Genomic DNA, 12496 nt, shown 5'->3' on the forward strand with positions numbered 1-12496 from the left:
GCGGGAGGCGCAAGGCCATTTCCGGAGGTTGGAAATCAGACGGAAATCGAAAGGCTTGGCTGGTCGATGCTATCGGCGCGTGCATTTTTTGTCGCGGATTCTTCCGCTGAGAATACAGGGCTGTCGTCGTTGCTGGTGGCCCGCTGCAGACTGGCCTGTCGGAAGGCCGCCATGTCAGCACCTGAAGGCGCATTCGGCGCAAGGGCGGCGTTCTGCAATGTCGCCAGTGCGCGATCACGGTCGGCCTTGCTGCCCGACATCGAAACGCTGACATCAACATGCCCCCCGATAGCATAGGCATTGCCATCCGGGCCTATCTGATAGGTATATTGCGGGGCCGATCCATATGGGCCTGCTGCGGCCGCATGGGCTTCTTCTTCCTGACGCACGGCAGAATCCCGGGCCTGCAATTGTGACACAACGGCTTTTTCTGCGGGATCAAGATCTGTGCTGTTTGACGTCGCAGAAGAAGCGTCACCATTTTCTTCATTGGTTTTGACAGCGTCGCGATACTCGGCCCGGCTTACGCCACCGGCGACGGCCTGTGCTTCGGTCAATGTTCTTGGATCAACGATGCGCGTCCGCAGGCTGTTATTATCTTCTCCCCCGATGGAATAGGGGGAGGCAGCAGTTCCTGATTTAGAATTTTTCTGGACTTCGACTGCTTCATATTCGGCCAGAACGCGCCCGTCAGACGTTTGCGCGATTTCCCGAACATTCAGGATCACGCCCATTCCGCCGCTATTCGGATTTGCTATGGTTTGGCCCGCTGCAATCATTGATGTCGAAGTGGTTTCCAAGTTTTAACGCAAAAGACTATACATCGCAGGTTATCAGAAAATGCGCACGGAGTCTTGCACCGGATTCCAATGCCGGTGTGGGGGGCGCTCATGTCTTGCGCAGCGTGTGGCTTGCTGATATCAGGAAAGCCAAATTTCGGCGGTACGGTAATCGTCGCTGCAATCAATTCAATCAGGAATTCATACGCATATGTCCGACTTTGTTATACCCGCCAACGAAAAAGTACTCGTTACGGGCGCAGCAGGTTTTATTGGTTCTCACCTTTGCCTGAAATTGCTGGAACAGGGGTCAACCGTCGTCGGACTGGATAACGTCAACGACTATTATGATGTTAACCTGAAAGAAGCGCGACTTGCCCGTCTGGAAGGCAAGCCCGGTTTCAAATTTGTGCGCATGGACCTTGAAAACCGCGAGGGTATCGCGGATTTGTTTGCAACGGAAAAACCGACATATGTTGTGAACCTGGCTGCGCAGGCCGGGGTGCGGTATTCAATCGAAAATCCGCATGCCTATATCGATGCGAACCTTGTCGGTTTCACAAATATTCTTGAAGGGTGTCGCCACAATAATGTGAAGCATCTGGTCTATGCTTCAAGCAGCTCGGTATATGGCATGAACACGGAAATGCCTTTCTCCGTGCATCACAATGTCGATCACCCGATAAGCCTTTACGCAGCATCCAAAAAGGCAAACGAGCTGATGGCGCATACCTATAGCCATCTCTATCGCTTGCCGACGACGGGTCTTCGTTTCTTCACGGTGTATGGTCCGTGGGGACGCCCGGACATGGCCCTGTTCCTGTTTACCAAGGCTATTCTTGAAGGGCGTCCGATCAACGTCTTTAACGAAGGCAAAATGCGGCGTGATTTCACCTATATCGATGACATTGTCGAAGGTGTTTACCGTTGTATTTCCACGGTTGCCCAACCAAATCCGAACTGGAATTCGGCCAAACCCGATCCGGCGACCAGTTCCGCGCCGTATCGCGTGTTCAATATCGGCAATAACAGCCCGGTCGAACTGATGTATATGATCGAGATCATCGAAAAGGCATTGGGCGTTAAGGCCGAAAAGAATATGCTGCCGATGCAGGATGGCGATGTGCCGGCGACTTATGCCGATGTCGAAGCACTGACCGATGCCGTCGGCTTCAAACCGGCAACATCGATTGAAACCGGGATCGGCAACTTTGTTGAATGGTACCGATCTTTTTACGGGTAAGATAACTTGAAATTTGCCGCGATCTTCGTGCTGTTCGCCAATGCATTTTCGGCGGGCATGATGTTTCTGGCCAGCGTGTTTATCTCGCGCTATGGCGGCAAGGAACTCTTTGGCTTCTTTAGCGTGGTACTGGGGGTGGTTGTAATCGGCGCCAAGATTACCACGCTGGGCCTTGATGTTGCGATTGTGCGTTTCCTTCCGAAATATCGTGCGGAGGGGCAGCTCTCTGCGTCAGGAGGGATAAAGCGCGCAGCAATCGGAATAACCCTGTTTTTATCCGTCGTTAGTGCAATTTCATTTGCGGTAATGCTGCATTATTTTCGCGGTTTTCCGGTGCCTGTCGCGACAGCAGCTGCCACCGCTTTACCGCTGGCAGCATTGTTGGGCGTATTCCAAAACATAATTCGTGCAGACGGGAACGTTTCGCGGGCTGTGGTCGGTGAGGCGATCGTAAGGCCAGCTGTTTTTATGGCACTCATCCTGACCATGCACTTCCTTTGGATTCCAAGCATTGGGAATTTCGGGATTGGTCTTGCTTACAGTATCGCTCTTGGAATGTCTTTGTCGGTTAGTATCGCCCTGGTAGTGTCTGACAGAAAGGTAAACTGGGGCGGGCGGATAACCTTGCGCTCCAAGCATTTGCGCGAATGGTTATCTCACGGTATTAACCTGCTGCTCTCAGAGTCATCAACAGCGCTCCTGAATCAGGCACCTATTCTGCTCGCGGGTGTCCTACTTTCAGCTGCTGAAGCCGGTGAAATGAGTGCAGTTATAAGACTGGCAATGCTCGTTATATTTGCCTTGACTGCAGTGCAATCAATCATCACACCTTTCTTGTCTCAAGCAATGTCCAGAAATAATACTAAAGAATTGCAAGCGCTGGTGGCACGCGCATCGGCATTTACGATGATTGTCGCCGTGCCTGTCTGCGGAGGATTTGTTCTGCTTGCTCCACAGTTGCTAGGCTTCTTTGGTGACGGATATGTAACGGCAGTTCCATTGTTGCGGATCATGTTGGGGGCGTATTTGCTTTATGCTGCCGCAGGACCCGCCGTAGCCTTACTTACGATGACGGGGCATCACAAAGTGGCGAGAACAGTCGTATGCTCGGCTGCCACTGCCATGATAGTTCTGGGGGCCATATCGATGACTTTTGGTGGACTTGTTCCAGCGGTGTGGGTGGCGGCCTTGATAGTTGCGGTTTATCCACTAATCCTTGCAATCCTGTGCCGCAAGACGCTTGGGGTGGATCCGACGGTACTGTCATTGCGTTATTTGGTCGCCAGGTAACCTGCCAGCACGCTCTCGCCATAGCGCAAAGTCTGCTGGCAGTTGTCCACTGCATGAAACGTGATGATGCGATTTCTGCAAACTGCGGCGCATCAGGCATTTGCCATCATTGGCGATCTATTTTGGGGAAATGGTGCTGCTGGGGAGATTTGAACTCCCGGCCTCTCCCTTACCAAGGGAGTGCTCTACCCCTGAGCTACAGCAGCCCGATATCATCAGGCAATCCGGTGGGGGATGGTGCTGCTGGGGAGATTTGAACTCCCGGCCTCTCCCTTACCAAGGGAGTGCTCTACCCCTGAGCTACAGCAGCGTATGCCCCATGCGGTGCGGGCGGGTTATAGGCCACGGATCAGCAATTGGTCAAGCCCGAAATATGCGAAGTTTTCCGAATGATTGTCCAAGGCTGCTTTTCGCCCTGTTTTCGTCAAGATCGGCTGTAATTTTTCGCCTGCTGTTTTATAACAGGTCCAAGGATTGAACCCGTACGCACACCGGAACCCAAATCGAACCATGACTGCAAAGAAATCCGATATCCGCCCGGCGGTGAATGAAGAACGCCTCAAGCGTGAGGCCGAAGCTCTTCGTGCCAATCTGGCCAAGCGCAAACAACAGCAGCGATCGCGCAAGGAGAGCGCTGGCGACTCTGATACCAAAGGCAGTTCGAACGAGTAGCTGAGCAACCAGATTGCGAAGCTGCCACCCGTTATCGTCGGCCCCAAAGCGGTGCGATCGCACCAAGCAGCCATAAAGCGCGTAACGGCGTATCGTTTGGTTGATCTTGAAGGTCAGGCACGGGTAAAACCGAAGGTGCAGAAAAGCACAGGGACTGTTTCGCAACAAAGGGGTGGCACTATGTCGGTAAGACCGGATCACTGGATACGCCAGATGGCGCAGGAAAAGGGCATGATCGAGCCGTTCGTTGACGGCTTCAAGCGCGACGGCGTGATCTCCTATGGTGTCAGTTCTTACGGCTATGACGCCCGTGTTGCCGACGAGTTCAAGATTTTCACCAATGTCGACTCGGCCATTGTCGATCCCAAGGAATTTTCCGATAACGGGTTCGTCAATCGCCAGACCGATGTCTGCGTGATCCCGCCCAACAGTTTCGCACTGGCGCGCACCGTGGAATATTTCCGCATCCCGCGCGACACGCTTGTGATCTGTCTTGGCAAATCGACCTATGCCCGTTGCGGCATTATCGTCAATGTCACCCCGCTTGAACCCGAATGGGAAGGCCATGTGACGCTGGAATTTTCAAACACGACACCACTTCCGGCACGTATTTATGCCAATGAAGGTGCCTGTCAGTTCATTTTCCTGAAAGCCGAAAGCGAATGCGATACCTCCTATGCGGATCGCGCAGGGAAATATATGGGCCAAAAAGGTGTCACATTGCCGCGTCTGTGATAAAGGCATGGCAACCAATCTGGCATCAAGATGCCAAGACGCGCGTTCGCTGCGCGAGCAAGCGCAGCACAAAGAGGATTGAATGGACAAGATCAAGATTTCCGGTGGTCGCCGGTTGCAGGGCAAAATTGCAATTGGCGGCGCCAAAAACGCGGCACTTCCCCTGATGGCAGCCGCCCTGCTGACAGATGAAACGCTGACCCTTTCCAACTTGCCGCATCTGGCGGACATCACCTCGATGGCGAATCTTCTCGCCCAGCATGGTGTTGCGTTGCATCTGAACGGGCATGCGCCCAATGGCGGGCACACTGGCCGCGTTCTGGAAATGACCGCCAAGGAAATCACCTCGACCACGGCACCTTATGACCTGGTCCGTAAAATGCGGGCATCGGTTCTGGTATTGGGTCCGATCGTTGCACGTTGCGGGATTGCCCGTGTGTCGCTGCCGGGCGGTTGTGCGATCGGGAACCGTCCGGTTGACCTGCATCTCAAGGCACTCGAAGCCATGGGGGCTGAAATCCACCTTACAGAGGGCTATATCGAAGCTCGCGCACCCGAAGGCCTGAAAGGCGGGCATGTCCTGTTCCCGCAGGTTTCCGTCGGGGCGACCGAAAATGCACTGATGGCGGCGTCGCTTGCCGATGGAGTTGTCACGATTGCCAATGCTGCCCGCGAACCCGAGGTCGCGGATCTTGCCCATTGCCTTGTTGCAATGGGGGCGGAGATTGAGGGTATCGGCACTGACACCCTGAAAGTTACCGGCAAACCGCGCCTGCATGGTGCGGAATATTCGGTTGTACCCGATCGTATTGAAACCGGCACCTATGCGATTGCAGCGGCCATCACCGGCGGTGAGATCGAGTTGACCGGAACCCGCATGGATCTGATCGAAAGCCTGGTTGATGCGATGCGCAAGGCCGGCGTCGAAATCGAAGAAACTGCTGACGGCATGAAAGTACGGGGTAACCGTGCGACCCTTCGCGGTGTTGATGTCATGACCGAACCCTATCCGGGGTTCCCGACCGATATGCAGGCCCAGTTCATGGCGCTGATGTCGGTTGCCAATGGCGCTTCGATGATTACCGAGACCATTTTTGAAAACCGCTTCATGCATGTGCCTGAACTGGGACGCATGGGGGCGGATGTGAATGTGCATGGCCGCTCCGCAATCGTACGCGGCAGCGCAAAGCTTTCAGGTGCCGAAGTGATGGCGACCGATCTGCGTGCATCGGTATCCATGGTGCTTGCGGGCTTGGCAGCCGAGGGCGAGACGGTTATTAACCGTGTCTATCATCTTGATCGCGGCTATGAGCGGCTTGAAGAAAAACTTGCGGCCTGTGGGGCGCAAATCGAACGTGTCCGCGTTCCGGCCTGATTTGCCGGTGGTGATCGCACAGCGATCGGGACAACAGACAAACGCGTAAGGCGACTGATTTATGAGTGACGAAAAGTTGGTGCTTGCCCTGCCTAAGGGGCGCATTCTTGACGAGGTGATGCCACTGGTCCGATCCGCCGGGATCGAACCGGAAGCGGCATTTGATGATCCGAAATCCCGGGCACTTCGGTTTGCCACCAATCATCCGCATATCGATATCATTCGTGTTCGCAGTTTTGATGTTGCAACCTTTGTTGCCTTTGGTGCCGCCCATATCGGTGTCTGCGGCAATGATGTCCTGATGGAATTCGACTATCCCGATATTTACGCGCCGCTGGATCTGAATATCGGGCATTGCCGCCTGGCTGTTGCCGAACCCGAAGACATGATTGATGGCGATGATCCGTCACGCTGGTCGCATGTTCGTGTTGCCACCAAATATCCGCACGTAACCCGGACCCATTTTGCGGCCCGCGGTGTGCAGGCCGAATGCATCAAGCTTAATGGTGCGATGGAGCTGGCCCCGACGCTTGGTTTGTGCCGTCGTATTGTCGATCTTGTTTCGACCGGCAACACGCTTAAGGCCAATGGTCTGCGCGAGATTGAACATATCGCCGATGTGACATCGCGTCTGATTGTGAACCGGGCTGCTCTTAAGACACGCCCGACTGATATTCAGCCCTGGATCGACCGTTTCTCCGAGGTAGTCAATGCCGCTTAAGCTTTCCATTACGGACGCCAATTTCGAGGAAGACTTTGTCAAGCTTCTGGGCATGAAGCGCGAATCGGATGCCGATGTTGATGCCGCTGTTGCCAATATCATCGCCGACGTTCGCGCACGCGGTGACGAAGCCGTTTGTGAATATACCAATCGCTTTGACCGTCTGAATATCGATGCCAAGGGCATGGCGGTCAGTGCTGCCGAAGTTGATGCCGCGATTGCCGATATTGATGCGGACTTGCTTAAGTCGCTGGAACTGGCCGCCGAACGCATTGGCGCCTATCACGCCAAGCAAATGCCGGCAGACGAACGTTACACCGACGAAGCCGGGGTTGAGCTTGGCTGGCGCTGGCGCGCTGTTTCAGCAGCCGGTCTTTATGTGCCCGGCGGTTTGGCGTCCTATCCGTCATCTGTTCTGATGAATGCGATCCCGGCCAAGGTGGCCGGTGTTGAACGCCTTGTCATGGTTGTGCCGACCCCGGACAACAAAATGAACCCGCTGGTTCTGGCCGCGGCCCGTATTGCCGGTGTCGACGAAATTTACCGTATCGGCGGCGCACAGGCGGTCGCAGCCCTTGCCTATGGCACCGAAACCATCAAGCCGGTCGACAAGATCGTTGGTCCGGGCAACGCCTTTGTTGCCGCGGCCAAGCGTCGCGTTTTCGGTCAGGTCGGCATTGATATGATTGCCGGTCCGTCGGAAATCCTTGTGGTTGCTGATGGCAGCAACGATCCAAGCTGGGTCGCAGCCGATCTGTTGTCGCAGGCCGAACATGATCCGGTTGCGCAGTCGATTCTGATTACCGATGACGCCGGGTTTGCCGATCGCGTGCAACAAGCCATTGATACGCATCTTGAAACGTTGCCACGTGCAGAAATCGCGGGCGCAAGCTGGCGCGACTTTGGTGCAATTGTCTTGGTCGAAAATCTGTCGCAGGCTCCGGCCCTTGTGGATCGGATCGCACCGGAACATCTTGAACTGGCGGTCGATGACCCGGACGCCCTGGCAGAAGACATTCATCATGCCGGCGCGATTTTCCTGGGTCGTTACACGCCGGAAGCCATTGGTGACTATGTCGCCGGGCCGAACCACGTTCTGCCAACCGCCCGTTCGGCACGGTTTTCTTCCGGTCTTGGGGTTCTGGACTTCATCAAGCGTTCGTCGCTGATCAAGTGCACACCCGAAAGCCTTGCCAAAATCGGGCCGGCCGCAATTGCACTGGCAGAAAGTGAAGGTTTGCAGGCACACGGACTTTCAGTAGCGATCCGGTCAAACCAGATGTAAGCTGTTGCAGTGCAGCGCGTAAGGGGACCGCAGGGAGAAAGCCATGGCTTCAAATCAGTGTATCGCCGGTATTTATCTTGATGAAAAATACAAGGTGCGTCGCCGTCCCGAGGTCGAGCACGAGCAGGCTGTGGCAATTTACGACCTGCTGGAAGAAAATCACTTCGAGCCCGCTGGCGGGTTCGAAGGCCCGTATTCGGTTCATATGCGCATCGAAGACAATCGCATCTATATGGATGTGCGTGGCGATGATGACAGTGAAAACCTGACCACCATTCCCGTGCCTTTGTCGCCGTTCCGCCGGATCGTCAAAGATTACTTCATGATTTGCGAAAGCTATTATGACGCAATCAAGAAGGCGAGTGCAGCCCAGATCGAGACGATCGATATGGCGCGGCGCGGCCTGCATAACGAAGGGTCGGAGCAATTGCGCGAGCTTCTGACCGACAAGGTGACGATTGATGAAAATACGGCCCGTCGCCTGTTTACGCTGATTTGTGTTCTTCACATCCGGGGTTAAGGCGACGTGGCAGAAGAACTTCCCGGCTCGGTTCTTTTTGCCTGCAGTTACAATGCCGTTCGTTCCGTGATGGCGGCCGCGTTGTTGCGTCATTATCACGGAACACGCGTTTATGTTGAAAGTTGCGGCGTACGTGCGGGCGATGTTGACGGTTTTGCCATCGCCGTGATGGATGAAATCGGGCTCGATATTTCATCCTACAAATCCAAGACATTCGATCAGCTCGAAGACGGGTTCTTTGACCTGATTATCACCATGTCGCCCGAGGCCCAGCACCGTGCGGTGGAGATGACCCGCACGATGGCCTGTGATGTCGAATTCTGGAATACCTTTGACGCCACCATGATCGAAGGATCGCGCGAAACCAGACTTGATGCCTATCGTCAGGTCCGCGATCAGATCAAAAAGCGCATCCTTGACCGTTTCCCGGTCGGCCCGGCACCGAAAATCTAGAAAGATCAGCTGGCCTCTGTTGCCAGATGGTCGAATGCCGGTCCATCAAGAACGAAAATCCGTTCATCAGTTGCGTGACGCATCCCAAGTTTTTCGTAAAATCGTTGGCCCACCATATTTTCGGCATCAACCGACAGCCTGATATAACTTTTGCCGGACGCGCGTGCCCGGCGGGCGACATTGGCAACAAGATGCCGGGCGAAACCGCCCCCGCGATGAGACGGCGCGACATAAAGGTCCTGGATATAAAGCCCGGCTTTGCCGCGAAATGTTGAATAGCTGGGAAAAAACACACAAACCGCGACCGGCGTCTGGTGATCGGTTGCGATCAATGCCTCGAATGCCGGGCTCTCGCCAAAGCCGTCACGGACCAAATCATCGGGCGTGCTTCTGAATTTGTCCTCACAGCCGGTAGTTTTGGCAATTTCAAGCAGCATGGCATGGATGGCGGGGGCGTCGGGCTTTTGGGCCAAACGAATTTCCGGGTGGCTGGGCATCCGTACTTTCCTTTGAAACGGGGCGATTGGTTGTTGGAACAATACGCGGGCACAAGGCCGGGGCAAAGGATCAATCACCATTTATGTGGACTTGTTGCCAATCCGGATAATGGTCGCAACCCCGCACCGGTCAGATCAAATATTGCTGCCATGCCAAAGATGCAGTGCTGAGACGCCCACCATGACATGCGAAAGAACTTGACCTTTTGCCCGGTTCAGAGCAGTTTGCGCCCCACCGGTATTTTGATATTGCAATACGAAAGCTAGGAGTCACATGGCTAAAGAAGACGTTATCGAGTTTCAGGGCACCGTCGTTGAACTTCTGCCCAATGCGATGTTTCGCGTGAAGCTGGACAATGACCACGAAATCCTTGCCCACACCTCGGGTAAAATGCGCAAGAACCGTATTCGTGTTCTCGCAGGGGACCGTGTCAGCGTCGAAATGACCCCTTATGACCTGACCAAAGGTCGTATCACCTTCCGTTTCAAGTAATCTGGAACCAGTTCCAGCGCAAATTGACCTTGTCTGGCGCGCAGTTTACCCTTTGCGCCCAGGGCAACTTGTTGCTGTTTACGGGGATGTGCATATTTGAGCACGTCAATCCCACGGTTTAAGATCCGATATCCGGGAGCTACGTCTTGTCGAAACTGATACTGGCATCTGCATCGCCGCGCCGTCTTGAGCTGCTTGCGCAGATCGGAATTGTGCCAGATCAGGTGGTCCCGGCAGATATCGACGAAACACCCACGGCCGATGAAAGTCCGCGCCGGCTGGCGCTTCGCCTTGCCGAGGAAAAAGCCCGTGCTGTTGCAAAAGGCAATGGCGGGGCTTTTGTGCTTGCGGCGGACACGGTGGTCGCATGCGGCAACCGGGCCTTGGGCAAGGCCGGGGATCAGGCCGAAGCCCGCAAGTTCCTGACACTGCTTTCGGGGCGTCGCCATCGTGTTTATGGTGGCATATGCCTGATTGCACCGGATGGCACGGAACGGTCGCGTGTGATCGAAACGCAAGTCAAATTCAGAAATCTCGGGCACGAAGATCTGGATCGTTATTTGTCGCATGATGAATGGAAAGGAAAGGCAGGCGCCTATGCCATCCAGGGACATGCGGCAACCTTTGTAAAGGCGATTTCCGGGTCCTATTCGAATGTGGTCGGACTGTCACTGTGCGAGGTGGATGGTCTGCTGCGCGGCCTTGGCTATCAAACAAAAGAGGTCTGATCATGTCGGCTGGCGGACATAACCGGGACCGCCTGCTGATTGATGCGATTGCGCTTGAACGCAGGGTCGCGCTGATCAGGAATGACCGCCTTTGCCGTCTGTGGATTGATCGCGGCGGCCCGGCACGGTTTGATATCCATCTTGGACGTGTGTCCAAAATTCTTCCTGAAATGGCGGCCGCAATGGTTGCGCTTGACGGTCTGGAAGGCGGCTTGTTACCGTTTGACCGCCATGACGGCCCGTTGCACGAAGGCCAGTGGGTTGTGGTTCAGATCGCCCGCCTTGGTTTTGAAGACAAGGGCGTGAAACTGACCGGGCGCATCGCGATCGAAGGTGTCGGGATGATCTTGCGTCCTGGTGGTCGACTGATTGAGCTGCCCAGAAAACTCAAAGATGCGCAACAGCGCGCCAACCTGCTTGCGATCCTGAAAAACATCCAGTCACACGACGATGGCATCATGTTGCGTTCCGGTGCCACAGATTGGGACGAAGACGCGATTGCCGGTGAATACCGGCTGCTAAGCGCCCAGTGGCAAAAGGCCGAGGCCGCACTGGCAAACCCGCGTAAACCGTTGCTGGTCTGCAAGGCGCAGTCGGAACTAGATCAGATGATCGAACGCCATCTGATGGCGGGGCAGGAATGCCTGGTCGACGGGGTCGATGAATTTGTTCGATTGCGCGGCATGTTAAAGGCACGCGGAAAGGCCGAAGATCATCTGTTGCGTCATGGCGGGTCACGTTTGCTGTTTGATGGTCACGATATCGAGGCCGATATTGCCAATGCCCTGATTTCAAAAGTCCACCTTGCCGGGGGCGGATGGATCGCAATTGATCAGGCAACAGCGTTATGTGCGATTGATGTTAATGGGGCCGGCGCAGATAGCGGACGTGATCCGGAAACCCGTGCAATAGACATCAATCTGCGGGCTGCGGACGAAATTGTCCACCAGATCAGGCTGCGCAATATTGGCGGTCTTGTGGTGATTGATCCGTTGCGGATGAAAAGCCGTGCCGGGCGTGACAAATTCGATGCCGCGATCAAGGCCGCGTTTGGGCCGGAACTTGATGGTGCCGTGCAAATTGGCGGATTTACCAGGTTGGGTCTTTATGAATTCAGCCGTCAGCGCGCCGGCGAATCGCTGGCAGCACGGATTCTGGTCAAACAGGATCAGGCACAGCTTAATGCTGTTTCGGCATTGAACAATGTCTTGCGAAATGTGGTCGGGGAAAGTCGCGCGGGACTGGCGGGAACGGTGCGTTTGTATGTCGCCAGTGACATTGCGCAAAGACTTGCTGAAAGTGACGATGCGCGCCAGATACTGATCAGGGTGTTTGGAACGGTCCCGCAAATCCTGGCCGATCCGGCCCTTGAAAACGATAGTTACCGGTTGGAAAAGAATTAGGATGACCCAAGAAAATACAACGAAAACAGTCAGCTCCGAGTGCGTGGTTTGCGGCAAGCCGGCAGACGACAAATACAAGCCGTTCTGTTCCAGACGCTGTGCGGATCGCGACCTTGGGAAGTGGTTGAATGAAAGCTATGCAATTCCCGCGACCGAGCCGCCGGAGTATCTGGAAGACCTTGAAGATGAAGAAGAATTTTAATCGCAAAAAAAATGCGATTTGAGGCTAGACAAGCCCCAAAGGAGTTTGTATAACCCCGCTCGTTCCGCAGGGAACACTCCGGAGACGGAGACGAAAGTCG

The 12496-nt window shown here is 54.8% G+C and carries 15 protein-coding genes and 2 tRNA genes; 13 read left to right on the forward strand and 4 right to left on the reverse strand.

Annotation, left to right across the window (positions count from 1 at the left end):
• Positions 1–35: 35 nt before the first annotated feature.
• Complete coding sequence (locus tag CU041_RS03580) at positions 36–734, reverse strand: putative metalloprotease CJM1_0395 family protein (protein ID WP_233432992.1); 699 nt, start codon at positions 732–734, stop codon at positions 36–38.
• Between the two features lie 256 nt (positions 735–990).
• On the opposite strand from CU041_RS03580, the gene CU041_RS03585 reads away from it, so the two are divergent.
• Both CU041_RS03585 and CU041_RS03590 read left to right on the forward strand, forming a co-directional pair.
• Positions 991–2022, forward strand: coding sequence for an NAD-dependent epimerase (locus CU041_RS03585; protein WP_101245764.1), 1032 nt, complete (start codon positions 991–993; stop codon positions 2020–2022).
• Between the two features lie 6 nt (positions 2023–2028).
• Entirely contained in the window at positions 2029–3312 is a 1284-nt protein-coding gene (locus CU041_RS03590; RefSeq protein ID WP_101245765.1) for an oligosaccharide flippase family protein, read from the forward strand.
• A gap of 131 nt (positions 3313–3443) precedes the next feature.
• On the opposite strand, the gene CU041_RS03595 is transcribed toward CU041_RS03590, so the two are convergent.
• Both CU041_RS03595 and CU041_RS03600 read right to left on the reverse strand, forming a co-directional pair.
• Positions 3444–3518: transfer RNA gene (locus tag CU041_RS03595), tRNA-Thr, on the reverse strand.
• 29 nt (positions 3519–3547) lie between these two features.
• Positions 3548–3622 (reverse strand) — tRNA-Thr (locus tag CU041_RS03600).
• Positions 3623–3822: 200 nt separating this feature from the next.
• Between CU041_RS03600 and CU041_RS20550 the strand changes: the two genes are divergently transcribed.
• From CU041_RS20550 to CU041_RS03630, 7 genes are all read left to right on the forward strand, one after another.
• Positions 3823–3984 (forward strand): hypothetical protein, encoded by a 162-nt coding sequence (locus CU041_RS20550; protein WP_170310115.1) that lies wholly within the window; start codon positions 3823–3825, stop codon positions 3982–3984.
• A gap of 180 nt (positions 3985–4164) precedes the next feature.
• Positions 4165–4719 (forward strand): dCTP deaminase, encoded by a 555-nt coding sequence (gene dcd, locus CU041_RS03605; RefSeq protein WP_101245766.1) that lies wholly within the window; start codon positions 4165–4167, stop codon positions 4717–4719.
• Positions 4720–4801: 82 nt separating this feature from the next.
• On the forward strand, positions 4802–6094 hold the full coding sequence (murA, locus tag CU041_RS03610) for a UDP-N-acetylglucosamine 1-carboxyvinyltransferase (protein ID WP_101245767.1): 1293 nt from the start codon (positions 4802–4804) through the stop codon (positions 6092–6094).
• 61 nt (positions 6095–6155) lie between these two features.
• On the forward strand, positions 6156–6815 hold the full coding sequence (hisG, locus tag CU041_RS03615; protein WP_068519595.1) for an ATP phosphoribosyltransferase: 660 nt from the start codon (positions 6156–6158) through the stop codon (positions 6813–6815).
• Complete coding sequence (gene hisD, locus CU041_RS03620) at positions 6805–8100, forward strand: histidinol dehydrogenase (RefSeq protein ID WP_101245768.1); 1296 nt, start codon at positions 6805–6807, stop codon at positions 8098–8100. The genes hisG and hisD overlap by 11 nt, the downstream gene beginning before the upstream one ends.
• A gap of 43 nt (positions 8101–8143) precedes the next feature.
• Positions 8144–8620 carry a UPF0262 family protein gene (locus CU041_RS03625; RefSeq protein WP_068519597.1) on the forward strand — a complete coding sequence of 159 codons (477 nt, stop codon included), beginning with the start codon at positions 8144–8146 and terminating at the stop codon, positions 8618–8620.
• A 6-nt stretch (positions 8621–8626) separates the two neighbouring features.
• On the forward strand, positions 8627–9073 hold the full coding sequence (locus CU041_RS03630) for an arsenate reductase ArsC (RefSeq protein WP_068519598.1): 447 nt from the start codon (positions 8627–8629) through the stop codon (positions 9071–9073).
• 5 nt (positions 9074–9078) lie between these two features.
• Here the strand turns inward: CU041_RS03630 and CU041_RS03635 are convergent, their stop codons facing one another.
• Positions 9079–9570, reverse strand: a complete 492-nt coding sequence (locus tag CU041_RS03635; RefSeq protein ID WP_101245769.1) for a GNAT family N-acetyltransferase — start codon at positions 9568–9570, stop codon at positions 9079–9081.
• A gap of 274 nt (positions 9571–9844) precedes the next feature.
• On the opposite strand from CU041_RS03635, the gene infA reads away from it, so the two are divergent.
• From infA to CU041_RS03655, 4 genes are all read left to right on the forward strand, one after another.
• The gene (gene infA / locus CU041_RS03640; protein ID WP_007092059.1) at positions 9845–10063 is read left to right on the forward strand and encodes a translation initiation factor IF-1; all 219 of its coding nucleotides are present in this window, start codon (positions 9845–9847) and stop codon (positions 10061–10063) included.
• 146 nt (positions 10064–10209) lie between these two features.
• Positions 10210–10791 carry a Maf family protein gene (locus tag CU041_RS03645; RefSeq protein WP_101245770.1) on the forward strand — a complete coding sequence of 194 codons (582 nt, stop codon included), beginning with the start codon at positions 10210–10212 and terminating at the stop codon, positions 10789–10791.
• A gap of 2 nt (positions 10792–10793) precedes the next feature.
• Positions 10794–12194, forward strand: coding sequence for a ribonuclease E/G (locus CU041_RS03650; RefSeq protein ID WP_101245771.1), 1401 nt, complete (start codon positions 10794–10796; stop codon positions 12192–12194).
• A 1-nt stretch (position 12195) separates the two neighbouring features.
• Positions 12196–12396: a DNA gyrase inhibitor YacG gene (locus tag CU041_RS03655; protein ID WP_101245772.1), complete on the forward strand. Its 201-nt coding sequence runs from the start codon at positions 12196–12198 to the stop codon at positions 12394–12396.
• Positions 12397–12496 lie beyond the last annotated feature (100 nt).

It is taken from the genome of Thalassospira povalilytica, assembly GCF_002844235.1.
GTDB classification, from domain to species: domain Bacteria; phylum Pseudomonadota; class Alphaproteobacteria; order Rhodospirillales; family Thalassospiraceae; genus Thalassospira; species Thalassospira povalilytica.